The sequence below is a fragment of the Thalassotalea euphylliae genome (assembly GCF_003390375.1).
Lineage (GTDB): Bacteria > Pseudomonadota > Gammaproteobacteria > Enterobacterales > Alteromonadaceae > Thalassotalea_F > Thalassotalea_F euphylliae_A.
On sequence record NZ_QUOT01000001.1, the window covers coordinates 932,777 to 957,924 of the forward strand.

20 protein-coding genes are annotated in these 25,148 nt (G+C 42.7%); 8 read left to right on the forward strand and 12 right to left on the reverse strand.

Annotated elements, in window-relative coordinates:
- Positions 1 to 213 precede the first annotated feature (213 nt).
- From DXX94_RS04160 to smc, 6 genes are all read right to left on the reverse strand, one after another.
- Positions 214 to 999, reverse strand: a complete 786-nt coding sequence (locus tag DXX94_RS04160) for a M48 family metallopeptidase (RefSeq protein WP_116014046.1) — start codon at positions 997 to 999, stop codon at positions 214 to 216.
- A gap of 98 nt (positions 1,000 to 1,097) precedes the next feature.
- Positions 1,098 to 1,667 carry a hypothetical protein gene (locus DXX94_RS04165; protein ID WP_116014048.1) on the reverse strand — a complete coding sequence of 190 codons (570 nt, stop codon included), beginning with the start codon at positions 1,665 to 1,667 and terminating at the stop codon, positions 1,098 to 1,100.
- A gap of 76 nt (positions 1,668 to 1,743) precedes the next feature.
- The gene (locus DXX94_RS04170) at positions 1,744 to 2,079 is read right to left on the reverse strand and encodes a DUF3392 family protein (protein ID WP_220347631.1); all 336 of its coding nucleotides are present in this window, start codon (positions 2,077 to 2,079) and stop codon (positions 1,744 to 1,746) included.
- Positions 2,080 to 2,081: 2 nt separating this feature from the next.
- Complete coding sequence (ligA, locus tag DXX94_RS04175; protein WP_116014049.1) at positions 2,082 to 4,115, reverse strand: NAD-dependent DNA ligase LigA; 2,034 nt, start codon at positions 4,113 to 4,115, stop codon at positions 2,082 to 2,084.
- A gap of 89 nt (positions 4,116 to 4,204) precedes the next feature.
- Positions 4,205 to 5,275 (reverse strand): cell division protein ZipA, encoded by a 1,071-nt coding sequence (gene zipA, locus DXX94_RS04180; RefSeq protein ID WP_258872094.1) that lies wholly within the window; start codon positions 5,273 to 5,275, stop codon positions 4,205 to 4,207.
- 12 nt (positions 5,276 to 5,287) lie between these two features.
- Entirely contained in the window at positions 5,288 to 8,920 is a 3,633-nt protein-coding gene (gene smc, locus DXX94_RS04185) for a chromosome segregation protein SMC (protein ID WP_116014051.1), read from the reverse strand.
- A 194-nt stretch (positions 8,921 to 9,114) separates the two neighbouring features.
- On the opposite strand from smc, the gene cysZ reads away from it, so the two are divergent.
- The gene (cysZ, locus tag DXX94_RS04190; RefSeq protein ID WP_116014052.1) at positions 9,115 to 9,870 is read left to right on the forward strand and encodes a sulfate transporter CysZ; all 756 of its coding nucleotides are present in this window, start codon (positions 9,115 to 9,117) and stop codon (positions 9,868 to 9,870) included.
- A 110-nt stretch (positions 9,871 to 9,980) separates the two neighbouring features.
- On the forward strand, positions 9,981 to 10,682 hold the full coding sequence (locus DXX94_RS04195; protein ID WP_116014054.1) for a hypothetical protein: 702 nt from the start codon (positions 9,981 to 9,983) through the stop codon (positions 10,680 to 10,682).
- Between the two features lie 143 nt (positions 10,683 to 10,825).
- Here DXX94_RS04195 and cysS read toward each other — a convergent pair whose 3' ends face one another.
- Positions 10,826 to 12,214: a cysteine--tRNA ligase gene (gene cysS / locus DXX94_RS04200; protein WP_116014055.1), complete on the reverse strand. Its 1,389-nt coding sequence runs from the start codon at positions 12,212 to 12,214 to the stop codon at positions 10,826 to 10,828.
- Positions 12,215 to 12,419: 205 nt separating this feature from the next.
- Here cysS and DXX94_RS04205 point away from each other — a divergent pair, with 205 nt between their 5' ends.
- Together DXX94_RS04205 and DXX94_RS04210 are read left to right on the forward strand one after the other, a co-directional pair.
- A complete protein-coding gene (locus DXX94_RS04205; protein ID WP_116014057.1) occupies positions 12,420 to 12,911 on the forward strand; it encodes a peptidylprolyl isomerase in 492 nt (163 codons plus the stop codon).
- Between the two features lie 62 nt (positions 12,912 to 12,973).
- Positions 12,974 to 13,726: a UDP-2,3-diacylglucosamine diphosphatase gene (locus DXX94_RS04210; protein WP_116014058.1), complete on the forward strand. Its 753-nt coding sequence runs from the start codon at positions 12,974 to 12,976 to the stop codon at positions 13,724 to 13,726.
- Between the two features lie 115 nt (positions 13,727 to 13,841).
- On the opposite strand, the gene DXX94_RS04215 is transcribed toward DXX94_RS04210, so the two are convergent.
- Positions 13,842 to 15,737: a DUF885 domain-containing protein gene (locus DXX94_RS04215; protein WP_116014060.1), complete on the reverse strand. Its 1,896-nt coding sequence runs from the start codon at positions 15,735 to 15,737 to the stop codon at positions 13,842 to 13,844.
- Between the two features lie 264 nt (positions 15,738 to 16,001).
- On the opposite strand from DXX94_RS04215, the gene miaE reads away from it, so the two are divergent.
- Positions 16,002 to 16,778, forward strand: a complete 777-nt coding sequence (gene miaE, locus DXX94_RS04220; protein WP_115999789.1) for a tRNA isopentenyl-2-thiomethyl-A-37 hydroxylase MiaE — start codon at positions 16,002 to 16,004, stop codon at positions 16,776 to 16,778.
- Between the two features lie 177 nt (positions 16,779 to 16,955).
- On the opposite strand, the gene DXX94_RS04225 is transcribed toward miaE, so the two are convergent.
- The 3 genes from DXX94_RS04225 to DXX94_RS04235 form a co-directional block, all read right to left on the reverse strand.
- Entirely contained in the window at positions 16,956 to 17,756 is an 801-nt protein-coding gene (locus tag DXX94_RS04225; protein WP_116014061.1) for a hypothetical protein, read from the reverse strand.
- A gap of 123 nt (positions 17,757 to 17,879) precedes the next feature.
- Complete coding sequence (locus tag DXX94_RS04230) at positions 17,880 to 19,721, reverse strand: M1 family metallopeptidase (protein ID WP_116014063.1); 1,842 nt, start codon at positions 19,719 to 19,721, stop codon at positions 17,880 to 17,882.
- A gap of 93 nt (positions 19,722 to 19,814) precedes the next feature.
- Positions 19,815 to 20,753: a flagellar protein MotY gene (locus DXX94_RS04235; protein ID WP_116014064.1), complete on the reverse strand. Its 939-nt coding sequence runs from the start codon at positions 20,751 to 20,753 to the stop codon at positions 19,815 to 19,817.
- A 197-nt stretch (positions 20,754 to 20,950) separates the two neighbouring features.
- On the opposite strand from DXX94_RS04235, the gene rnt reads away from it, so the two are divergent.
- On the forward strand, positions 20,951 to 21,610 hold the full coding sequence (rnt, locus tag DXX94_RS04240) for a ribonuclease T (protein ID WP_116014066.1): 660 nt from the start codon (positions 20,951 to 20,953) through the stop codon (positions 21,608 to 21,610).
- Between the two features lie 115 nt (positions 21,611 to 21,725).
- On the opposite strand, the gene DXX94_RS04245 is transcribed toward rnt, so the two are convergent.
- Positions 21,726 to 22,064 carry a Grx4 family monothiol glutaredoxin gene (locus DXX94_RS04245; protein ID WP_115999785.1) on the reverse strand — a complete coding sequence of 113 codons (339 nt, stop codon included), beginning with the start codon at positions 22,062 to 22,064 and terminating at the stop codon, positions 21,726 to 21,728.
- 292 nt (positions 22,065 to 22,356) lie between these two features.
- Here DXX94_RS04245 and sodB point away from each other — a divergent pair, with 292 nt between their 5' ends.
- Together sodB and DXX94_RS04255 are read left to right on the forward strand one after the other, a co-directional pair.
- A complete protein-coding gene (gene sodB / locus DXX94_RS04250; protein WP_116014068.1) occupies positions 22,357 to 22,938 on the forward strand; it encodes a superoxide dismutase [Fe] in 582 nt (193 codons plus the stop codon).
- A 257-nt stretch (positions 22,939 to 23,195) separates the two neighbouring features.
- Positions 23,196 to 25,130, forward strand: a complete 1,935-nt coding sequence (locus DXX94_RS04255; RefSeq protein ID WP_115999783.1) for a PrkA family serine protein kinase — start codon at positions 23,196 to 23,198, stop codon at positions 25,128 to 25,130.
- Positions 25,131 to 25,148: the final 18 nt, after the last annotated feature.

The window sequence follows — 25,148 nt, forward strand, 5'->3', positions numbered from 1 at the left end:
CTATTTATGTTAGTTGGTAGCGTTTGTGAGTTAAAAAATAATAGTTCAGTTCCTCATTTAGCCCAGTATTTACCAAGTCAGTGACAAGAAAGCTCACAACAAAATCTACAACTAAAGCCGTGCAATCATACCTTTTCAGCTTGATATTATTAGCGATTTAAGCCCAGCAGAATCGATACTGAGCTAAAAACCAACTAAGGCCAATAAAGCGCATTAACGGCGACATTGCCCTTTAACAGATGCTTGGTAATCTCCATTAACATTAGGCAAATTATTGGTTAACTGACGAATTCGTGTATCGCTTGATGGGTGAGTTGATAAAAACTCTGGCGGAGCGCCCTTGCTCACCTTTGCCATATTGCGCCAAAGCTGAATCGCCGCCTGTGGCTCATAGCCGGCTTTGGCCATTAATTTTTGACCAACAATATCAGCCTCTGACTCGTGCGTGCGCCCATAAGGCATTAACACGCCATATTGTAAACCCAGACCTAACCCAGCCATCCATGCATTTCGATTTTGCACATTTTGGCTAGCCAGTGCAGCGTCAGCAGCTTGCAAGCCAATTTGCGCCAATTGGCCTGAAGACATACGTTCATTAGAATGCTGCTCAATAACATGGGCAACCTCATGACCAATAATGGCTGCTAACTGTGCAGGCGTTTCAGCAACCTTTAGAATGCCAGTGTAAACACCTATTTTGCCACCCGGTAGGGCAAAAGCATTCACTTGTTCAGAGTCAAACACCACCACTTCCCAATCACTTGCCTTAGGCTGGCCTGGCAATTGTTGAATAATGTCGTCAGAAATACAGCGAACATATTGATTAGTCTTGCTGTCTTGGTAGATTTTCTCTTTTTCTTTTAACTGCTCAAACGAAGATGCGCCCATTTTGTTGAGCTCACCAGCCGAAAATAAGGTGATCTGCTGGCGTCCCGTTGACGATGTAGAACAAGCATTAATGAACAAGGCCAATGCGACTACTGCCAAACTACGTTTCATACGAATTCCTTCTACCTAACGTTATCATTTGTTTTTTTATTGTGTATTGTTGTGGGGGTATTCACTAGCTTAAACAACTTACTAAGGTGCAATGTTAACTAGGGCGAAACTTTAACAAGCGTGCTTTCGTCTTTACTAACCCCATAAATGTCTGATGGCGAGAAGCCCAAGGTAATGTGAAAGTCTTTTGGCGCTAGGCCAAATGCCTTACGTAAGTCATCTGCTTGCTCTGAACTAAGTACCACAAAATACGCTTTTCCTTGGTCTTTTATGACACGCCCTAGCCCTTTCACCTGAAACTTAATTTGACGACCACTGGCTAATAACGCGTTAACTTGCTGCTCACTAACCTCTTTGATCTCATAAGGGTTAATTAAGGTGACGTGAAACTTGCCATGGTCGCGGTTGGCTTGGCCAGCTCTGAGTGTTTTAAAAGCATCAGTTTCAATAGCCTGTAACTGCTGCAAATAGCCAGCGATGATATCTTGTTGAACTATGCCACCAACGTAACTTAAACCCGTACTATCACTTAGTTCGCTAGCGCTGACAGCAATTGATTTAACCAAAGCGTCCTCACTTATGTTTAGCTTATGCTGGTCAGCCATAGCGCTGCTCACCATTGTTGATACCCATAAAACTACTAAAATACCTATCGCTTTTACATTCATTATTCTCTTCGCTTTGCTGTTGTCGTTAGCCCAGTATTCTTATTTTACGTTAGGGCTAAGCTATTGTGTATAACACCTATATATGTCGCTGTTTTTGGGCGTACATGCCTAGTCCAACAAACACAGATACCACAACCGGCACTAGGTATAGATCAGAAATTTGCGCCAATAATTCAGCTAGCAATCCACTTAGCCATACAGTTGCAGCACCATAACCAAACGCACAAACTAGAACAAAAATTAACGTGCGTACTACCAAGTGCTGGTTTTTAATGAGTTGGCGAATCGATTGAGAAATTTCACCGCCAAATAGTACCAGCAATGTCGCAATGATCGCCATTGCACATTGCCCTTGATACGGTCTAAACCACTGACCTAACTGACCCGCCAATTCAATTAACTGCGCTTGCACTATTAAGCCTCGTGCTTAGATAGCAAATCGACTAAATCTTGCTCAGTTAATACCGTTACACCCAAGTCTTGTGCCTTGGTCAATTTTGAGCCAGCCTTTTCACCCGCAACAAGATAATGCGTTTTAGCAGAAACACTACCAGAAACTTTTGCACCCAAGGCCTGAAGTTTTGCTTTAGCCTCATTTCGCCCCATTTGCGACAAGGTGCCAGTTAACACAAAAGTTTGGTCGGTGAGTGGCTGCTCATCTGCCGATTTAACGGCTAATGCTGGCCAAGTTACACCGGCATTTAGCAACTTTTCAATAACCGCTAAGTTCGTTTCTTGAGCAAAGAAAGTCGCGATATTATTGGCAACTACTTCACCAACATCAGATACCGATTGCAAAGACTCTCGGTTAGCCTGCTGCACCGCATCTAATGTTAGATAGTGATTAGCTAAATTCGCAGCCGTCGCTTCGCCAACTTCACGAATACCTAACGCATAAATAAATTTAGCAAGCGTGGTCTTTTTCGCTGTTTCTAATGAAGCAACGAGTTTCTCTGCTGACTTCTTGCCCATACGTTCTAAGCTGCTGAATTGTAATTCGTTTAAGTCAAATAGATCAGCAGGGGTTGCAATCAGGTTTTCGTCTACCAACTGCTCAACTAACTTGTCACCTAAACCGTCAACATCGAAGGCTTTACGTGAAGCAAAATGTTTAATCGCCTCTTTGCGCTGTGCACCACAAATTAAACCACCAGTACAACGCAGCACAGCTTCACCTTCAGGTTTAGTGACCGGAGAGTCACACACAGGGCAAGCGTTTGGGAATACTACTGGCGTGGCATCATCTGGGCGGCGTTCAACAACCACGCTAACCACTTGCGGTATAACATCACCTGCACGTCGAATGACCACAGTGTCGCCTTTTTGTAGTCCTAAGCGATCAATCTCATCTTGATTGTGTAAGGTTGCATTACTTACCGTTACCCCACCAACAAATACTGGCTTTAATCGAGCTACCGGCGTAATTGCGCCAGTACGCCCTACTTGAAACTCTACATCTTCAAGTAATGTAATTTCCTCTTGGGCAGGGAATTTATAAGCTGTTGCCCAGCGCGGTGCTCTAGCAACAAAGCCTAGTTGCTGTTGCAGTGCAATATCATCAACCTTCAATACTGTGCCATCAATTTCGTAGCTTAAAGCATCGCGTTTATTAAGAATATCCTGATAAAACGCCTCGCATTCGCTAGCATTGGCTAAGAACTTCACCTCTGGACACATTGGCATACCAACCGTTTTAAGCTGGTTTAAACGAGCGAAATGAGAGTCAGCTAACCAAGCTTGACCTTCATCGCTGACATAACCAATACCATAGGCATAAAAAGCAAGGTTACGCTGTGCGGTAATTTTAGAGTCTAGCTGACGTAGGCTACCAGCAGCGGCATTACGCGGGTTAGCAAATACCTTTTCACCTTTCGCTTTGGCGCGCTCATTAAGCTGCTCAAAGCTGGCTTTGGGCATGAATACTTCTCCACGTACTTCCAACACAGCTGGATAATCAGTGCCCATCAGCTTTAAGGGAATTGATTTAATCGTGCGAATATTTTCCGTGATATTTTCACCTGTTGTCCCGTCTCCTCGCGTTGCCGCTTGCACCAGCACACCTTGCTCGTAGCGCAGGCTCACCGCTAAGCCATCAAGTTTAGGCTCTGCACAAAACGCTAGTGTTTTGCTACTCGCCAGTCGATCATTAATGCGAGTAACAAAAGCCTGCCATTCTTCTTGGGAGAAGACGTTATCAAGCGATAGCATAGGTAATTGATGAGTCACTTGCGTAAAGGCTTTTAGCGCCTCTCCACCTACCTTTTGCGACGGTGAATCAATGCTTTTTAGCGCAGGAAATTCTGTTTCGATAGCAATAAGTTCGCGCATTAGTCGATCGTATTCGGCATCGGGTACAGAAGGCTGATCTAGCACGTAGTATTCGTGATTGTATTGGCGGATTTGCTCGGAAATTTTTTCCACTTGCTGCTGTGCAGTTTCTAGTGACATATTCAATTCTATTCTTTGGTAAAAGCGTGGTGAAAAAAGTCGTGAAAAAAGCCTCCAACTGGAGGCTTTTTATCTTCTAACTCATTCTATTAACTTTGCGCAATACGCTGTTTTCGGTCGAACTCTCTGATTTTGCTCAAGTAATGCTGTTCAGTTTGCTTGGTCATCGCACTGCGCTTGTCATCAAGGATCTGACCATTAAACTCTTGTGCAAGCTGCTTAGCTGCCGCTAACATTTGTTCAAATACTTCAAATGGATCACCCGCATTTGGCAAGGTCATAAACATGCTGACCCCTTGCGTAGTAAAGTTTTCCATATTGTCTAAATCAAAGGTGCCAGGGTTCATCATATTCGCAAGGCTAAAGGTAACTTTTCCGTTGCCTGCACTGTCTTGATGGCGGTGGAAAATGTTCATATCACCGTACTTCATACCCAGTGTTAGCAGGCTTGGCAATAACGCCGCACCAGACATTAACTGCCCTTGCGGCATTACCACAGATAACACAATAACTTCTGTTTCAACTTCTGGTTGCTCGAGCTCTGGCGTATTGTCAGACGCTTCAACTTCGTCAATTGACTGAGCGCCGAAGGTTGGCTCTTTGCGATCACCTGCATCTGCAGTATCAATGCTGTCATCAAAATTTAGCTCAATTTGATTTTTCTTGAGCACCGCACCGCTCGTTGCTTTGGCAACATTGGCAGCAGAAGCAGGTGTAGTAACTTTCGGCTTAGCTTGAGTGACCGGAGTTTGGTAAACGCTAGGCTCAGATTCTAGAACCAGCTCTTCGGCCGCTGGTGCTGCTTTTTCTTCCTCTGGCAACTCAGGAGCAACAGTTTGTTCAGCAATATCCACCGGCAAAGGTTCATCATTGTATGCCGGTGCAGGCGCTGGCTGATTAGGAATTTCTTCGTCTGCTGGCGGGTGCTCAATTTCGCCAGTAAGCGCGGAATCGGCAACAACTCTCGCCTCGCTTACGCCATCTTGATCGAACCCTTTGCCATCAAAGTCGCGCGACATCGGCTCAACTTTGGTGTCACTTGTTTTTAACTTATACGGATTTTTGTTTTTGCGAATAGTCCACAAACCGTGGATAAAAATGGCGGCAATTACAATTGCACTGATAATGATTAATGCGTTTCGAAAATTATCTTCCATCATCGAGCCTGTTTATTATGATACTTCTGCCATGGCGATTGCTTCATCTATGTCTACTGAGACCATGCGAGACACACCGGGTTCCATCATGGTTACCCCCGTAAGATGAGAAGCCATCTCCATCGCGATTTTATTATGACTGATATATATAAATTGCACAGTTTTAGACATTTCACCAACCAGATTACAAAAACGCTCAACATTGGCGTCGTCTAGCGGTGCGTCTACTTCATCCAGCATACAAAATGGCGCTGGTGTCAGTCGGAAAATGGCGAACACTAATGATAATGCCGTTAGCGCCTTTTCTCCACCTGAGAGCAAATGAATTGTACTATTTTTTTTGCCGGGAGGACGCGCCATAATGGTCACGCCAGTATCAAGCAAATCATCTGACGTTAATGCCAAATAGGCTTGCCCGCCGCCAAACACTTTCGGGAAAAGTGCAGAAAACCCTTGGTTAATCTGCTCAAAAGTGGTTTTAAACTTCTGCCGACTTTCTTTATCAATCTTTGCTATTGCAGATTCTAACGTGGCAACTGCTTGAGTTAAATCCTCAATTTGTAAATCTATTTGATTTTTTCGCGTTTGTTGCAGCTGAAACTCATCAATCGCTGCTAAATTAACCGCTCCAAGCTCTCCGAGCTGGCGTTGCACTTGTTTTAGCTGTTGCTGATAGCTAGCCACTGAGCCTGTTGGCTCACCAAACACTTGCTGCTGATTAAGCTCTTTCAACTCGCTGAGTGACTCTTTTGCAGCGTTTAATTCAAAAACGAGTTGCTCTTTTTTCAACGCTTGTTGATGAGCCGTATCGTTATGCTGATTAACTTTTGTCTCCAATTGGGAAATTTGCTGCGCTAGCTGAGACTTCTTAGCCTTGCTTTCATCCAGTTGCAATTCAGCACTGGCAAGTTTTACTTTGGCTTTTTCCACACTTTCGTTGGCAGCAACGACTTGTTGCTCAAGCGTTGCCGTTTTGGGCAATTGTGCTAATTCTTGTTGATAGTGACTTAATTGATCATCCGTACTATGGCGCTGCTCACTGGTGTGAGCCAATTGCAATTCACTTTGTCGAAGGCTTAACGAGTGCTGTTGGTGTTGAAGCTGCAACTGCTGCAATTGTTGCTGCGCATCATTGAGCGCTTGTTGCTTCGAATGTTTTTGCGCAATTAGCGCAGCTAGCTGCTCTTGCAGCGCCCGTAAGGCTTGTTCACTTTGCTCAATAGCCTCGGCGCTTAGCGCTTCACTCGCTTGCCCAGCTTTGCTTTGTTCTAATGTTGAAATAGCACTTTGGTGTTCTAGCGTCAGCTTACCAAGCTCTTGAGAAAGCGAAGCTAACTGGCGATTTCGTTGATCAACTTGTGATTGAGCAAAGTCATACTCGCTTTGCGCTTTTTGTAGCGCTAATTTTTGCTCAGCAAGCTGATTAGCAATCACAGTACTTTGCTTCGCAAGTGACTGTTGCTGACCTTGTAGCTGTTTCAGTTTTTCTGACTGTGCATCAACAATTGGCGATAGCTCAGTTATTTGCTGGTTAAGCTCATCATACTCGTATTGCAGGGTTAAACGGTTAATGCCTTGTGATGCTCGCCCCTTTGACAATATCGCCCTTGACCACAAGGTGCCGTCAGCACTAATGATGTATTGCTCATCTGTTAGCGTATCCACTGATGCCAACATGGCTTGTAGCGAGGCTTCATCTTCTGCGACTTTAACTTGATTGAGCAAAGGCACAAAGCCCAGATGAGTGGTTACTTTGCTGGCTAGACTGCCAATATTGGCATGTTGTTCGAGGTTCTCTTGGTTAATGAACCAAAATCGTTCAGCAGCTTTATGCTCATTATTTTGAGAACTGTTTTTAGAATCGCTTTGAGAATTGTCGTGAAAGCAGCTTTGAGAATCGATTGCGCTGCTCTCTAGCGTATTCGAAATATTAGCTGATATAAGCTGGAAGTTATCAGCGCTAAGTAAATAAGCGTCCAGCCATTGACCGAGCACTTTATCTACAGCCGCCTGCCAGTTTTTATCAACTGAAATAGCCTCGCGATAACTATTAAATTCAGTAATGCCTTGCGCCGTAAGCCAGTGCTCACATTCACTTTGCCACTCTTCTTTTACCGCAAGTTGCTTGGTTAATTGTGCCAATTGCAGGTTGAAAGACAATTGCAATTGCTTGTTGTCAGCTAAGGCTAACTCTGCTTGTTTGATATCTTGTTCAAGCTGGTTGTTACTTTGGGCTTGCGCGTTTAGTTGAGCTTGGCTGTTAGTAATTTGGTCTTTCAATCGCTGAATTTGCTCTGTTAGCGCGCTCAGGTCCGCTACTGGCTGTTCATTAAGCTCTTTGAATTGCAATTGCTTTGCTTCTAGCTGAGCAGTTAACTTAGCCAATAGTTCTTGGCTCGCCAGTTGAGCTTCTTGCTGCGCCAAACGCTGCTCTTGGGCGGCGAGGCGCTCTCGGCTTTGCATTTGCACAAGCTGTTCTTGTGATGCCACTTGTTGTTCAAGGTTTAACAGCTCAGCTTTAGCGCTAACAAGTGCTTGCTCTGCCGCTAACGTTTGCGGGGCAAGTGCTGCTAGTTTTTCCTGCCAGCGAGCAATTTCTTGATGATACTGCTCGCTTTTGGCGACAATATCTTGCTGCTTTTGCAGATAACGGGCGACTTGCTTTTCATTATTACTCAATAAATGCTGAGCGGTCGCGAGTTCTTGCTGGTAACGACTATGCTCTTGATTTGTACTGGTTAACGTATGTTGAGCGTCGCTAAGTGTTTTGTAATCATGCTCTATCGCTTGTTCTTGTTTTGATAAGGCAAGTTTCTGTTCACCTAGTGCGTTTTTCGCCTCTGCCATGTGCACATTTAACTCAGCAATCACGGTATTGAGCTTATCTAATTGCTTTTGCGCCGATTGATACTTTACCGTTGCAATAATCGATTTCAGTTCACGTTCTTGTGCTTTTAACTTGCGATATTGGCCTGCTTGCTGCGCTTGCTGATCTAAAACATTTAGGTGAATGCCAATCTCTTGACTGATATCGGCAAGGCGCGACAGATTATCGCTGGTATGGCCGAGTTTTAGTTCGGTTTCACGGCGGCGCTCCTTGTATTTTGAAACACCTGCGGCTTCTTCCACAAAAACGCGCAGCTCTTGAGGTTTTGACTCAATCAGCCGAGAAATCATCCCCTGTTCAATAATCGCGTAGCTTTTTGGACCAAGGCCTGAGCCAAGAAACACGTCGGTAATGTCTTTTTTTCGACACTTACAACCATTTAGGTAGTAAAGATTTTGGCCATCGCGATTTACCGTGCGCCTGATCGCCACTTCATTTCGCTCTGCAAGATTAGCCGCCAGATGAAAATTATTGGTAGGTAAGTCCTGCGTGCCTTCGCCCTGTGTTTCGAAAATGAGTTCAACACTCGCCTGCCCTATAGGTTTTCGCTCAGCTGAGCCATTAAAAATGACGTCAGTCATCGCATCGCCACGCAGGTTTTTAGCTGAGCTTTCGCCAAGCACCCAACGTACAGCGTCGATAATATTTGATTTACCACAACCGTTAGGGCCAACGATCGCAGTCATTTGATGAGGAAAAGGAACTTTTGTGACATCGACAAACGATTTAAAACCAGCAAGTTTGATTTGTTTTAAACGCATATCTGAGTGAAATTAAGGCGATGCCGAGTTGTTCTTGTTATAGGTGCAATTTATCAAATTTTGTCATACTTTGTCACACCTAATTGCGCTTAAAGGCGGTCTTAGCCCTTGGCTCCTAATGAAATTTTCTTATAATCGGAAATATCACATTTATCACTGCGGCACTTTGCCCGCATGACACATCAAAGGCGCATATGTTAGCAAACAGCGGTTCCGGCTATTTTTTTCAAGGTTTTAACTTAATTAACTCCAAAGGGTTAAGGCGTTTTGTATTAATTCCACTAGCCGTTAACTTGGTCATTTTTGGAATCACTTTTTATTGGCTACTGCTGCAACTCAATGATTACATCTCACAATTATTAGGTTGGCTACCAGAGGCATTATCTTGGCTAGAGTATATGGTGTGGCCAGTTGCTGTTGTCGCAATTTTAATCGGCTTTTCCTTTATTTTTAGCGCTATTGCTAACTGGCTCGCAGCGCCGTTTAATGGCCTGCTCGCCGAAAAAGTAGAAGCAAAATTAACGGGGCAGCAAGATAACAGTGGTGGCCTATCTGATGTGTTTAAAGACATTCCACGAACGCTCAGCCGAGAGTGGTGCAAACTGCGTTATTATCTGCCACGCGCCATTGGATTTTTTATTATCATGTGGGTTCTGCCACTCATTGGGCAAATAATTTGGTTTTTGTTTGTTTCATGGATGATGGCGGTTCAATACTTAGACTACCCATTCGATAATCATAAAATTAACTTTGAGTTAATGCGTGGTCGCCTCAATGAGCATAAAGGTCAAAGCTATAGTTTCGGCATAACAACGGCGCTGTTTTCAATGATCCCTTTTGTTAATTTAATTGTCATGCCAGTGGCAATTTGCGGTGCTACCGCACTATGGGTTGATCACCATAAACAAGAAATGAAGGCGCAAGTTAACACCCGTGACACGCAAATGTAAAAAGGAACTCGCAACGAGAATTCTTTTTCATTTCAGCTATTTTGCCCAAAAAGGTTGACCCTTATATCGCTAACTTTTACAGTTAAATAAAAGTGATGGAGCAATTTTTGATGAAAGCTAAATTAACCGTTGGCGCCTTGTTAGCAATGTGTCCTCTGACTTGGGCTAGCGCGCAAAACACGGATGCAAATTCTACTGAGCTACAAACTGCAGAAACACCTGTAGAGCAGGTAGCAAACGAGTCACAAGCCGTTGAAGAAAAAATGATTGATTTAGCGCAAGCATCAAAAGAGCAAGAAGCTCCATCTGATAGCTCTGTGCCTCCCACTGAAGAAACGACTGAAGTAACAACTGAGGTAACAGATGAATTTGAACCCTCAGTCGCTGAAATGCCCACTGAAGTGTTCAGTGTCGAAGAACAAACAGATTTATCAGCCACCTTAGATGACCTGTCGAGTGACGTTCAAGCTGCAGAAGCCACTATCGAAAGTTCTGTAGACGATACACCTTACAATTTTGTCCGCCCTGTCCCTGAAGAAGGCGATGTTTTTATTCCTGTGCTCTCCGATGCAAAAGTCTTTGCAGAGTTTATCGATGAACTACCGGCTGTAGTGAACTTTTTTACGATGGCTAGCGAAGACGAAATTATCGCTTTTTACAGCGAAAACTATGGTGAACCTGTTGAACAAGAACGCAAGCGTGGTCGCTTAAATGTTACCTTTTACCTGCAAGATGTAGCGACGCGTGTGGTGATTTCGGAGCAAGATAATCGTCGCCAAGTGGATGTACTGCAAGAGAGTGCAGCGCTGTAGCTTAAACTTATCGATAGCTAACAAGTTCAAACTCGAATACACGAACAATAAAAAGCCGCAATTACTTATTTGAGTAATTGCGGCTTTTTTAGTTTCTGCCTCTGGCAATAGCTACTTTCGCAATAGCTAATAGCTTTCTTTTGTTAAGCTTTGCGCCAAGTCGTTTTACCAGCGCTATCTTCTAGCACAATATTCATGGCTTTGAGCTTATCGCGTGCTTCATCTGCAAGCGCCCAGTTCTTATCTGCACGCGCTTGGTTACGTTGAGCGATCAAAGCTTCAATTTCAGCGACTTCGTCACTATCACCGCCACCTTGTAAAAACTCAGCAGGGTCTAGCTGTAAAATGCCAATTAAGCCACCTAAGCCTTTAAGGGTTCCAGCAAGCTCTACCGCTAATGATTGCTCACCCTGTTGCTTTGCAACGTTTAGCTGTTTTGCCAACTCAAATAACACAGCAATCGCTTGTGGCGTGTTAAAGTCGTCATCCATCGCCGCACAGAACTCAGCAACTTGCGGATGTGCTTTTTCAAGTACAAACTCTGCTGGCACATCAACATCACGCAACGCAGTGTAAATTCGCTCAATAGAAGCTCTTGCTTGATCAAGATTCTCCGTCGAGTAATTTAACTGGCTACGGTATTGACCAGAAGTTAAGAAAAAGCGCGTGGTTTCCGTATCGTACTTTTCCAATACTTCACGAATGGTAAAAAAGTTGCCCAGTGACTTAGACATTTTCTCTTGGTCTACTTGCACCATACCGGTGTGAATCCAGTAGTTCACATAAGGTGTGTCTAATGCACAGCAGCTTTGTGCAACTTCGTTTTCATGGTGTGGAAAAGACAAGTCAGAACCGCCACCGTGAATATCAAAATGGTGACCAAGCTCTTTCGCATTCATCGCAGAACATTCAATGTGCCAGCCTGGGCGACCGTTGCCCCAAGGTGATTCCCAGTATGGCTCACCAGGCTTTGCCGATTTCCACAAAACGAAATCAAGAGGATTGTTCTTGGTTTCATCAACATCTACGCGCGAGCCAGCTTGCAACTGTTCTAAGTTTTGACCACTTAATTTACCGTAATCTTTAAAACTTGAAACATCGAACAACACATCACCACTGTCAGCTACGTAGGCGTGCTTCTTGGCAACAAGCGTTTCGATCATTTCGATAATTTCGTTCATGTGTGTGGTAACACGTGGTTCGATATCTGGGCGCAGTAAATTCAAGGCATCAAAGTCTTGATACATTTCTGCGATATTACGCTCGACTAACTCTAACGGCTGCTCGCCATTTTCATTCGCGCGCTTAATGATTTTATCTTCAACGTCAGTGATATTGCGCACGTAATTAACATCGTAACCAGAAAACCTTAAGTAACGAACAATGTTGTCAAAGCCAATATAGGTTCTAGCGTGGCCTATATGACACAAGTCGTAAACGGTAACACCACAAACGTATAACCCAACCTTGTTGGCTTCAATAGGTTTAAACACTTCTTTTTGTCGAGTTAGGGTGTTGTATATTTGCAACATTGTGTTTTGGTTTCCTTTAGTACAAACAAATTAATAAACATAACCTTGGTGGCAAGAAGCAAGCTTTTCAATTCATCGTGCCTCAGCCCAGCGCGCCATTGTAACGTATCATTTATAGTCAAACCACAGCCTAGCTTAGACAAAACGAGAAAAAGCGAATTAATTACGCTACAATCTGCCAACACTTTTAAAACAGGATAAATTCATGATTACTTTTAAAACAAATTTAGGCGATATCAAAATCAAATTAGACTTTGACAACGCTCCTGTTACCGCAAAAAATTTCCAACAATACGCTGAAGACGGTTTCTACAATGGCACTATTTTTCACCGTGTAATTAAAGGCTTTATGGCGCAAGGCGGTGGTTTAGCTTCAGGAATGGACGAAAAAACAACGCGCGAGCCAATTCAAAACGAAGCAAACAATGGCCTAAGCAACAAGCGTGGCACATTAGCAATGGCACGTACGCAAGATCCACATTCAGCGTCTGCTCAGTATTTCATCAACTTAGTTGACAACGGCTTCTTAGACTTTAAGAGTGAAGACATTCAAGGCTGGGGCTACTGTGTATTTGGTGAAGTCGTTGAAGGCATGGAAGTGGTTGATAAAATGACTACAGTTGAAACAGGTCGCTTTGGCTTCCACGATGATGTGCCAAAAGATGAAATTATCGTTGAAGAAACCATCGTAGAATAATTCGATAGTTTAGGTACCTATGAGAGTGGTTAAGTTAAATACTTAGCCACTTTTTATAATTGATGAGCAGTTTAAACACCACCTCTCCTGTCAGCTACTTTATTGCTGACTTGCACCTCGCCGATAACAGGCCAGATATTACCGCTTGTTTTTTATCGTTTTTACAAGACCAAGCACCTAAGGCTGAAAAGCTATTTATTTTAGGTGACTTATTCGAGTATTGGCTGGGTGACGATGACGATAGCCCTTTTGTCGAAACGATAGCAAACGCGCTAAAAACACTTAGCACACAAACGGATATTTTCTTTATCCAAGGCAACCGCGATTTTTTATTGGGCAAAGCATTTGCTAAACGCAGTGGTATGACACTGCTGCCGGATGTTGAAAAGATTTCACTTTACCAGCAAGAGTTAATTATTTTACATGGCGATACCTTATGTACTCGCGATCTTGCTTACCAAGCGTTTCGAAAGAAATCACGCAGTTGGTGGTGGCAAGGCATTATGAAAAACTTGCCCTTGTTTTTACGCAAACGCATTGCTGAAAATTATCGTAAGAAAAGTGCCGCTTCCACTGCGATGAAATCTCAAGATATTATGGATGTCACTCAACAAGAAGTTGAACGCGTAATGGCAGACATGCAGGTTGATTTAATGATCCACGGCCATACCCATCGCCCTGATGTGCACCACTTTACCAGCGAAAATGTGGCACGCACACGCGTTGTGTTGGGTGATTGGTACGACCAAGGTTCATGGCTTAAGTTTACGCCACAAGGCTACGAGTTAATGAACCAGCCATTTGACAATAAATAGTTGAGCAGTTAATAGTTGAACCGTAAATAATTGAGCACTGATAAAAGACAAAAGCCCGCGCATTGCGAAAACAGTAGTTGTAAAAACAACTTGCGGGCTATTAATCGCTAATAAACTAGCCTTTTAACTTCACGTTATTTACCCAACGTTTAACGCGTTTTTCCAATAACGGCAGTGGCATCGCGCCGCCGCCCAGTACCGTATCGTGGAAGCCTTTAATGTCAAAACGCTCTTTTAGCGACTCTTTGGCATATTCACGCAGCTTCAGAATCTCTAACATACCAATTTTGTAGGCTGTCGCTTGCCCCGGCCAAACAAGGTAACGACGCACTTCTGAAATCACCGCATCTTCAGCAACAGGAGAATTTGCTTTAAAGTAATCAATTGCTTGTTGCTCTGTCCACCCCTTGGCATGCAAACCAGTATCTACCACTAACCTTACCGCGCGCCAAATCTCGGTTATTAAGCGGCCAAAATCAGAGTAATCATTTTCATAAGCACCCATCTCTTTTGCTAACAGCTCAGAGTAAAGTGCCCAGCCTTCTACATAAGCGGTAAACTGCGCATTAGTGCGGAATTTTGGAATACCGGTTAACTCTTTTGCTATAGAAATTTGCATATGGTGACCAGGGTTACCTTCGTGATAGGCAATGGCTTCCATTTCATTTTTCGGCATAGAGCGCATGTCTGAAAGGTGAGCGTAGTAAACACCGGGACGAGAGCCGTCAGCGGTGCCCGGGAAGTAATGCTGAGCAGCGCCATCTTGCTCTCTAAAAGGTTCAACACGTTTTACCACTAAATCAGCTTTGGGCAAAATACCGAAATAATTTGGCAGTTGGCCTTTAATGTAGTCTAAATACGCTTCAGAGTCGGTAATATAACCTTGGCGGCCTTCATCGGTATTTGGATAAAAGAACTGATCATCGGTTTTAATAAACTGGAAAAAGGCTTGTAAATCTCCTTCAAAACCAACCTTTTCTTTAATCGCTTTCATTTCACCAATTAAACGCTCAACCTCAGCTAAGCCAAGTGCATGGATCTCTTCTGCGGTTAAGTCTGTGGTGGTTGAATGCTTGAGGCGCATATTATAAAAATCAACGCCATTTGGCTGTTTAGCGACACCAGTGGCAATTTCATCAGCATTAGCAATATCTTTTTCAAACCAAGCAACTAGGGCTTGGTAAGCAGGTAAATAGTCATTAACAAGCACGGCTTTGGTTTGTGCAAGTAATTCTGTAGCTTGTGTTTCATCGAGCTTACCCGCTTCGGTCAACGCCTTTACTTTTGCTTTTGCATCAGCCCAAAGAGGCGCATCTTGTGCGTTTTCATCATCGCTAAAAGGTAGCCCCGTGATCACGTTTTTTGATTGTTCAATAACACCTTGGTAGGCAAATTTTGGTGGTCTAACACCATATTCAGCATGCTCTTTGGCACGCGTAAGTAAACTTGTTAATGCGCTTGATAAGCCAACAATGCGTTTGTTGTATGCTTGCATATCACTAACGTCTTCAACTTTATGAAAGTTAATCATAAATTGGGTTAAAAACGCTTGTGCGCCATTCATTTGAGTAAAGACATAACCGTTTTTCGGGAATTCAGCCGCTTCTTTTGCTTGCTGATATTGATAAAGCCATAAGTCATAAGACTCTTTTGCGTCATCGTCTAATTTTTCGTAATTAAACTTACCCTTTAGTTCATTCACACTCGCCGCTTGCCAATCTAATAACGCTTGTTCTTCTTCGCGGGTCATGGCATTAAATTCGTCATAGCGATCTTTGCGGCCAAGGAAGGTCATCATTAACGGGTTCATTTGTAGTTGCTGTTCGTATTTTTCATCGAACCATATATTTAGCTTCTCAGACTCCGTCATAACCGACTGAGCAATACTCGATGGATTTTCTGCAGCATTTTGGGCGGTGGCTTGAGCATTTGTGCTTTCACCAGTGTTATTACTTGGTTGGCAAGCTGCCAATACGGCGACAGCACAGGCAGTGAAAATAAAGGTACGCATCTGACTTCCCTATATCATTATTATCGTTTTATGGTTAGCTATTGATAATAGCCAACTTTTTAAACGCCTAGCAAGAAAATATAAACACCTATGCTTTGAAGAAAATCAAGCGTGATAACTAAACCAGACTTACTACGGCTCTTTATCTATGCTTCTTTAACTGAGGCCGTTTAACTAAAAACGACACAGATCATTTTTTATTGGCAGCCAACAAGGTAAAATGCCGCCTCTTTTGTTATCTGATCAAGCAACGAATTACTACATATGCAAGCTGAACACCAAGCATTACTTGAACCAATAAACCAGTTTTTACAGTGCTCTACACCTCAAGCGTGGATCGAAGCCGCGAAAAAGCCCGAAAACTTACCCATGGTGTTGCTAGATCATCTGGTGTGTGAGTTAAAAGCAGGTCAGCAAGCAATGTACTTAATTCGCAAGTATGCCGTAGATAAAGAAAGCGGCGACGCTTTGCTCAAGTGGTTAGAACCATTTGAACGCTTAATTTATAAAAAAGAAGGCGATTGGCGTGAACTCGCCGATAAAAACAAATTATCTAAATCCGTGCTGCCTAAATCTAATTCGCCTTATGGTCAGGATTTGATCGATAAAATGGTCTTACTGATTAAAGAAGAGTTACATCACTTCTATCAAGTGCTAGAAATCATGGACGAATACAACATTGAATATCGCAGCATTACGCCTGCTCGCTATGCTAAAGGACTAATCCGCAACGTGAAAACTTATGAGCCAGACACGTTAATCGATAAGCTCATTATTGGTGCCTATATCGAAGCGCGTTCATGTGAACGATTTGCCGCACTCGCACCACACGTAGATAAGCGACTTAGCGACTTCTATATCTCGCTGTTAAGAAGTGAAGCACGCCACTACCAAGACTATCTAGCACTTGCTAAACAAATCGCTGGCGAAGGTAATGAAGATAAAGTAGAAGAGCGAATTAAGTTCTTTGGTGAAATTGAAGCTGAATTAATTTCGTCGCCAGATACTGATTTTAAATTCCATAGCGGTGTGCCAGCGTAAAATTAACCTCTGTTACGAACAAGTTAATTCCTGATAGCTTAGCAAAACACAAAGCACAGCACAGCACAGCACAGCACAGCAAAAAGCTAACAGCGTAGCGCGCTACTAAATCACTAATTAGCGCGCTCTTGTTGTACTCTTCTCGCCTCTTATATTCTCGCCACTTGTTTTAAAGCTTTAAGGCTTTAATTGTATTATTCGTGAAACCGACATGAGTAATAGTATGCCCGCAGCTAAATAGCTTGGCTCTGGTACCTCAACAGGCGATGCTGATAGTGCTGTGCCATTAACCCTGATATTTCTAAACGCAATTGCTTCAGTGCCACCATTGGTATTAGCAGAAATTCTTACGCCAAGCGTGCTTCCAGTGTTAACAACCATTTGATTAAATGAAGTAAAACTATTGGTTAGATTAACACCACTGACAGCCATAGGATCGTCCAACGTCGTCGTATTGCCATTTTCCAATTGATAAGTTTGCTGGCCTGCATTGTCAGCAGTACCCGAAAGCATTAACTGCCAAGCACCGCCATCTAATTGATATTCGATCGAGAAAATATCACTTGGTTCAAAATCTCCCATTGCGGCAATATCAATTGCCAAACTTAACTGATTAAAACCATTAATATCAAACAGCCAAATAGCATTAACATCGCCACTCAGATTATCGGGATTAGTGGTATCAACTATGCCAAAAAATGGCGCTGCGTCTGCAGCTTTAATGATGCCTAAACTATCATTGGCTGAGGCCAATGAATCATCTAAGAAAACAAGTGGTACTGAGCCTGCTCCTCGGCGATAAATTTGAGCACCATCACTTGATGAGCCAAATGCATCTGTAAATGCATTTTGATAGCTAATTAGACCTACTGTGGTTTGGTTAGACAGGTCTCGTCCAATTAATGTGGCCGAGGCAGAGGTGGCTGTTAAGGCACAAATGACGCACCAAAGTGCAAGCAGAAAAGCTTGTGTTTTCATAAACTAATATCCTTATTGTTGTTGATGTAATCCATTTACAACAAAAATTTTAGCCCAGAAAAACAAAACCGCCACTCGAGATAGCTCATAGGTGGCGGTTTTGACTAGTTACAGTAGTAATTTTTACTTTAAGATTGTATCAACTGTACCTTGGGCCAATGGATGGTAGCCTGGGCGAGCTTGCTGATAAACACGTGTTGCCCACGCTTTACCTTGCTCGGTTTCTGCTAACTTTTTATAAAGTGGCACAATTAATTTGCGACGACCAATGCCCACTAAATATTTTTCCATTGCGGGATATACGGCATCGTAGCCAGTGCGCAGCGCTAATAAATACCAAGCGTGGGCTTTTTCAGCATTAGTGCTATTGGTTAGGTTGAACTGCTTATCTAATGCTTGCATTTGCGCTTGGCTGATCGTTAACGGAAGGTTATTAATGAAATGCAGCCATTGATGCACAGTCCACTCAGTTGTTGGCAATGTGTCTACTGACAATGTTCCAGTAATGAAGTCATTAATTTGCGTATCAATGATGGTAAATGCATTTGATTTAGGCTTTGGTACATAGCTTGGTAAACCTTGCTCAAATATCCATTCATTAATCTCTTCTTGAGAAACAATACCCGGGTGCTTAGCTAAGAGCTCGGCGTCAATGTATTTAACGAATGCTGCAGTGCCTAAAGGCTGGAAGGCATGGTCGTCAAAATACTTGCGTACAAACTTATCAAAAATTTCACGGCCAAATTTTTGTTCTAGGTAGATAAGGAATAACTGACCTTTCGTGTACGGTACGCCAGAGAAGGCGTCGTCGGGGTCTCGACCCGCTAAATCAATGTATAGCTGGGTATCACCCGGCGCTAATTCTGCAATTTCAAAGCTTAAGCCTTGTGCGTCTAACGACTGCTCCATCACTGCGCGATCTCGACCAAACACACGCTCCATGATGCGGTTTTCAACATAGCTGGTAAAACCCTCGTTTAACCATAAATCGCGCCAGCTTTCGTTCGTCACTAAATTACCTGACCAAGAATGTGCTAACTCGTGGGCGATTAAGTTGACCAAGCTTTTATCACCAGCAATAACGGTTGGAGTGATAAAAGATAGTCTCGGATTTTCCATGCCACCAAACGGGAAGCTAGGTGGCAAAATTAGTAAATCGTAACGGCCCCAACGGTATTCACCATACATTGCTTCGGTTGCATCAATCATGGCTTGGGTGTCATTAAACTCAGCAACCGCAGAGTCAACTAAGCTAGGCTCGGCGTAAATACCGGTAATGTCACTCATTGGTTTAAACACCAAATCGCCGGCTGCAATCGCAATTAAATAAGGCGGTACCGGTTGTGGCATATCAAAGAAATAGTCGCCATCGCGCTTAGTGTCTGGGTCATTATTAGCACTCATCACCGCCAATACGTTATCAGGCGTTGAAATACGGGCTGTGTATGTCATCCGAACACTTGGCGTGTCTTGCACTGGGATCCAAGAACGAGCGTGAATTGCTTGGTTTTGGCTAAACATAAATGGTAGTTTTTTGCCCGCAGTTTGCGCTGGCGTTAGCCATTGTAAACCAGAAGCCTTGGCGGTCGATTCGTAATATATTCTGAGTTTGTCAGCTTTAATACGCGCATTGACCGTTAATTTGCTACCCAAAACTTTGTCGCGAGGTGCCAGTGTATAGTCAGCTTTTTGCCAAGCACCACCCGTGCGCTTTGCCATCACGCGATGAATAATCAAGTCGCGCGTATCTAAGTAAATTGGCTGCTTGTTATCAACTAACCACTTTAAATCTAGCTCGGCAAATCCTTTTAACGCCTTGTTGTCAAAATCAATGGCCAAATCTAGGTAAGTATGCGTGGTTATTACCTGATCATAATTTGCGTAAGTATAAGCATCTTTCGTTTGTGCAAATGCGCTGCCAACCAGCCCAGCACAAAACACTAATGCCGTTATTATTCTTTTCATTAGTTTTTCTCGTGAATGAAGGAGACAAAAAAATATGGCTGTAAGTTAACCCTAACCTACAGCCATATTCAAAATTGTTAGCAGTATATGCTATTAGAATTCGATCGGCTTTTCCATGTGAATAACCACACGACGGTTCTGGCCGCGACCCAAGATAGTTTCATTCGATGCAATATGGCGCTTCTCACCATAACCTTTGGCTTCGATACGGCTTGTATCAATGCCGTTTTTAACAAAATATTCGCGAATTTTATTCGCACGGCGTTTTGATAACTCTAAGTTATTCCAACGGCCACCGTAGCTGTCTGAATATGCATCAATCAACACCAGTTCTAACTCAGTGTCTAGTTTTAAGTACTGTGAGATCATCGCCATTCTGCGCTCTGATGCTTTGGTAAACTTGTCACTGTTTGATTGATAATTAAGTACGGTATACGAAATATCGTCGAAGCTATAATTTAATAAGTTGCCAACACAGCCAACAAATTCTTTGTAAGCACGCATAAAACGCGCATTGGATAAACCAACAGATATTTTGTCGTTGTCACTATACCAATCGTTGTAGTAAAACGTTGGATTCATGCCCTGCTCAAGTTCGCTTAGCATAGTCCACGCAACTTTCTTATCTAAACTCGGTGAAAACTGCTTGTATAGCTTCATATCAGCGATAGTGTAGCTGTTCATGCCAGGGCGATAATTCGGCGCGACAGATCTTACCTCAGCAAGCGAGTAGTTATCTGGCAAACGCAGCATATCAAGTTCAAACAGCATGTTATTATTGCGGTTCGCTTTACTGACAAATTTAGCTTCGCCGTAATTGGGAATATTGTGCGATAAAGTACAATTTAAACGAGAATTATTGGTAACCTGCCAGTGTGAATTTTCCAAAGATGCAGTATATTGACGAACACCAGCATTAGCAGTGCTTGCGGTTAAGATGGTAGCCACAGCAAGGCCAGTACCCAAAATAGTACCTAGCTTTTGAGTTACTTTTGTTGAACGACAACTTGTATCTAATTTGAAAAATGACATCTTTTGCGAAACCTTGCCTAGCGTGGAAAGCAACAAATTATTCATAACAGGAACTTACATTCTTTATCCGACAGGTTTTTATCGGCATTTATTTCACTAACTTTAGCGATAATTCGCGCATTTTTAAATTGCTAATGTCGAGATTAACATGATTTTTTGCGATAATGCCTGGCATTTTAGGCTAGATCAAAAAAAGCATGTCAGACGTTGTAAACACTAATGCCGAACCCACCACTGAAAAATCACTTTTTGCGCAGCGGTTTCGCGGTTATTTCCCTGTTGTTATTGATGTTGAAACCGCTGGTTTTAATGCCAAAACAGATGCCCTATTAGAAATTGCAGCCAGCGTATTATCACTTGATGAAAACACTGGTGAACTGAGTATCGACGAAAGCATATGTTTTAACATTGAGCCGTTCGAAGGTGCAAACTTGGAACCATCTGCACTGGCTTTTACTGGTATTGACCCTACTCACCCACTGCGCGGCAATGTTCAAGAAGCGCATGCACTTAAAGAAATATTTAAATTAGTTAGAAAGAAAATGAAGGCAGCAGGTTGCCAGCGCGCTGTGATGGTTGCCCACAATGCCGCCTTTGATCTAGGTTTTCTTAATGCAGCAGTGGAACGTTGCAATATTAAACGCAGTCCGTTTCACCCGTTTGTAAGCTTTGATACCACCACGTTATCTGGCCTTGCCTTTGGGCAAACCGTGTTAGCAAAAGCATGTGAAGCCGCACAAATCGATTTTGACAACGGCGAAGCCCATTCAGCCCTGTACGATACAGAAAAAACAGCAGAGCTGTTCTGCACAATTGTTAACAAGTGGCGTAGTTTAGGCGGCTGGCCATTAGGCTAACGCTTTTATTCAAATTGTTATTGCACGTGCAATAGCATAACAGACAATAAAAAAGCCCGATTGAGCGTTTCAATCGGGCTTTTTTAAGTTCAGAAAATATTAATACAAGAAAATACTATGAGTTTTCTTCGGTATTCATTTTCGCCGCAGCTTCTTTAATAACGGTTTGCAGCTCACCCTGTTGGAACATTTCTAGAATAATGTCACAACCGCCAATTAGCTCGCCTTCAACCCATAGTTGAGGGAATGTTGGCCAATCAGCATATTGTGGAAGTTCTGCACGAATGTCTGGATTTTGTAAAATATCAACAAAAGCAAATTTTTCACCACAAGACATTAGCGCTTGAGCCGCTTGCGCTGAGAAACCACAGCTTGGTAATTTTGGCGAACCCTTCATGTAAAGTAAAATAGAGTTCTCAGCAATTTGCTGTTTAATGCGTTCAATCGTTTCCATAATAACCTCTTGTGATAACTACGCGTTGACTATGCACATAACTATGCGATAACAATGATTGATATGGGCAGTTAACGATATTTTCAACACCAACCTACCAACAAATAAAAATCATCTATTTTATAGCGTTAAAGCCTTGATAATAGCGCTAGCAATACCTATAAATTTCGGTACACTATGCGTGGCTTCAAAAAACCTGAGTATTTTACTAGGTTTTTCAGAAAAACAAACCTATAGATGAGTTTGTTTAAGAATAAAATTTTCTAATCAATATAAATTTCTGGAGAATAACATGGCTATTGAATTACCAGCTTTACCGTATGCAATGGACGCATTAGCACCTCATATTTCACAAGAAACTTTAGAGTTCCACTACGGTAAGCATCACAACACTTACGTAGTTAAATTAAACGGCTTAATTGAAGGTACTGACTTTGCGGGTAAATCTCTAGAAGAAATCGTTAAGTCTTCAGAAGGCGGCGTATTTAACAACGCTGCACAAATCTGGAACCACACTTTCTACTGGAACAGCTTAAGCCCTAACGGTGGCGGTGAGCCAACAGGTGCACTAGCTGACGCAATTCACGCTAAATTCGGTTCTTTTGAAGAATTCAAAGCGGCATTCAACGACAAAGCAGTAAACAACTTCGGCTCAAGCTGGACTTGGTTAGTTAAAACAGCTGATGGCGGTGTAGACATTGTTAACACTTCAAATGCGGCAACACCATTAACTGAAGATGGCGTAACTCCACTAATGACTGTTGATTTATGGGAACACGCTTACTACATCGACTACCGCAACTTACGTCCTAGCTACCTAGAAGCATTCTGGGCGTTAATCAACTGGGAATTTGCTTCAGCAAACTTTGCTTAATTGACCCTGTGTAAGTTGATCTTGGTTTAGCCACCAAGCGTAGCTAAACTAGCAAGCAATATTTATCGAAAGCCGACATTGTCGGCTTTTTTTATGCCGCAAATTCAGCGTCTTAAATACACTTAGTGAGCAAAGAAAATTACAAAAAACTGTGAGTTTTTTTCGCCGAAATCTAAAATCCAACTAAGCTTATAAATATATCCCCTGTTTTGTCGGTCTTAATTATTGTTGCCTTAATTTAGGTATGGGAGACAGTTATGAGCATTTTCACGCACTACCAATCTCGCTATGAACAGGCGCAGCAAGAAGAATTTTCTCTGCAAGAATTTCTCAATATTTGTCGTTCAGACAAAATGGCCTACGCCAGCAGTGCAGAACGCTTACTCAGCGCCATTGGCGAGCCAGAAATGATTGATACATCCACTGAGCCCACGCTCAGCCGGATATTTTCTAATCGTGTTATTGCTCGTTACCCCGCATTCAAAGATTTCTATGGTATGGAAGATGCCATAGAGCAAATCGTTTCCTACCTAAAACACGCGGCACAAGGCTTAGAAGAGCAGAAGCAAATTCTTTACTTACTCGGCCCCGTTGGTGGCGGTAAATCATCTTTGGCAGAAAAGCTGAAGGCGCTAATGCAGCAAGAGCCCATATACGTATTAAGCGCTAATGGTGAGCGCAGCCCAGTTAATGATCACCCTTTTTGCTTATTTAGCCCTGACGCCGATGGCAAAATTTTACAAGAAGAATACGGCATTCCAGCCCGCTATTTAACGTCTATTATTTCGCCATGGGCAGCTAAACGTCTGCACGAATTCAAAGGCGATATTGCGCAATTTAAAGTCGTTAAAGTATACCCGTCTATCTTGGATCAAATCGCCATTGCGAAAACTGAACCGGGGGATGATAACAACCAAGATATTTCGGCATTGGTAGGTAAAGTTGATATCCGTCAGTTAGAACATTTTGCTCAGAATGACCCTGATGCCTACAGCTACTCAGGTGCGCTGTGCCGCGCTAATCAGGGGGTGATGGAATTTGTTGAAATGTTTAAAGCACCAATTAAAGTGCTACATCCGCTATTAACCGCAACACAAGAAGGCAATTACAATCCAACCGAAGGATTATCGGCGCTACCTTTTAGCGGCATGATTCTAGCGCATTCCAATGAAAGCGAATGGCAGACTTTTAGAAACAACAAAAACAATGAAGCGTTTCTCGACCGCGTTTATATTGTAAAAGTGCCTTACTGTATGCGTATTTCTGAAGAAGTCAAAATTTACAGGAAACTAATTGAAAACAGTGAGTTAAAAGAGGCACAGTGCGCACCAGACACATTAGAAACACTAGCCCAGTTCTCAGTGTTGTCACGCTTGAAAGAGCCTGATAATTCAAGCATTTATTCAAAAATGCGAGTTTATGATGGCGAGAGCCTAAAAGACACAGACCCTAAAGCTAAGTCTTACCAAGAGTATCGCGACTATGCAGGCATTGATGAAGGCATGTCAGGGTTATCAACCCGCTTCGCCTTTAAGATTCTATCGCGGGTGTTTAACTTCGATCATTTAGAAGTGGCTGCCAACCCTGTGCACCTTTTTTACGTGCTCGAACAGCAGGTAGAACGAGAACAACTTCCCAAAGAAACCCAAGAGCGTTACTTAGAATTTATTAAAGGTTACTTAACACCTAAGTACATCGAGTTTATTGGTAAAGAAATTCAAACGGCATATTTAGAATCGTATTCAGAATATGGTCAAAATATATTTGACCGCTATGTCACCTATGCCGATTTCTGGATTCAAGACCAAGAATATCGCGATGCTGAAACAGGCCAACTATTTGACCGTGAGGCATTGAATAACGAATTAGAAAAAATCGAAAAGCCAGCAGGTATTAGCAACCCCAAAGACTTTCGTAATGAAATTGTTAATTTTGTTTTACGCGCAAAAGCAAACAACAACGGTAAAAACCCTAATTGGACAAGTTACGAAAAGCTGCGCACGGTCATTGAGAAGAAAATGTTCTCAAATACGGAAGACTTGCTACCGGTTATTTCATTTAACACCAAAACTTCAACTGACGATCAACAAAAGCACGACGATTTTGTCGAACGTATGATGAGCAAGGGCTACACCAAGAAGCAAGTGCGACTGTTATCTGAATGGTATTTGCGCGTAAGAAAGTCGTCTTAGCAAAGATGTAATAGCTAA

Coding starts and splice junctions, on each gene's coding strand:
- DXX94_RS04160 (WP_116014046.1), bottom strand. CDS start 999: ATGAAACGTAGTTTGGCAGTAGTCGCATTGGCCTTGTTCATTAATGCT.
- DXX94_RS04165 (WP_116014048.1), bottom strand. CDS start 1,667: ATGAATGTAAAAGCGATAGGTATTTTAGTAGTTTTATGGGTATCAACA.
- ligA (WP_116014049.1), bottom strand. CDS start 4,115: ATGTCACTAGAAACTGCACAGCAGCAAGTGGAAAAAATTTCCGAGCAA.
- zipA (WP_258872094.1), bottom strand. CDS start 5,275: ATGATGGAAGATAATTTTCGAAACGCATTAATCATTATCAGTGCAATT.
- smc (WP_116014051.1), bottom strand. CDS start 8,920: ATGCGTTTAAAACAAATCAAACTTGCTGGTTTTAAATCGTTTGTCGAT.
- cysZ (WP_116014052.1), top strand. CDS start 9,115: ATGTTAGCAAACAGCGGTTCCGGCTATTTTTTTCAAGGTTTTAACTTA.
- DXX94_RS04195 (WP_116014054.1), top strand. CDS start 9,981: ATGAAAGCTAAATTAACCGTTGGCGCCTTGTTAGCAATGTGTCCTCTG.
- cysS (WP_116014055.1), bottom strand. CDS start 12,214: ATGTTGCAAATATACAACACCCTAACTCGACAAAAAGAAGTGTTTAAA.
- DXX94_RS04205 (WP_116014057.1), top strand. CDS start 12,420: ATGATTACTTTTAAAACAAATTTAGGCGATATCAAAATCAAATTAGAC.
- DXX94_RS04210 (WP_116014058.1), top strand. CDS start 12,974: ATGAGCAGTTTAAACACCACCTCTCCTGTCAGCTACTTTATTGCTGAC.
- DXX94_RS04215 (WP_116014060.1), bottom strand. CDS start 15,737: ATGCGTACCTTTATTTTCACTGCCTGTGCTGTCGCCGTATTGGCAGCT.
- miaE (WP_115999789.1), top strand. CDS start 16,002: ATGCAAGCTGAACACCAAGCATTACTTGAACCAATAAACCAGTTTTTA.
- DXX94_RS04225 (WP_116014061.1), bottom strand. CDS start 17,756: ATGAAAACACAAGCTTTTCTGCTTGCACTTTGGTGCGTCATTTGTGCC.
- DXX94_RS04230 (WP_116014063.1), bottom strand. CDS start 19,721: ATGAAAAGAATAATAACGGCATTAGTGTTTTGTGCTGGGCTGGTTGGC.
- DXX94_RS04235 (WP_116014064.1), bottom strand. CDS start 20,753: ATGTCATTTTTCAAATTAGATACAAGTTGTCGTTCAACAAAAGTAACT.
- rnt (WP_116014066.1), top strand. CDS start 20,951: ATGTCAGACGTTGTAAACACTAATGCCGAACCCACCACTGAAAAATCA.
- DXX94_RS04245 (WP_115999785.1), bottom strand. CDS start 22,064: ATGGAAACGATTGAACGCATTAAACAGCAAATTGCTGAGAACTCTATT.
- sodB (WP_116014068.1), top strand. CDS start 22,357: ATGGCTATTGAATTACCAGCTTTACCGTATGCAATGGACGCATTAGCA.
- DXX94_RS04255 (WP_115999783.1), top strand. CDS start 23,196: ATGAGCATTTTCACGCACTACCAATCTCGCTATGAACAGGCGCAGCAA.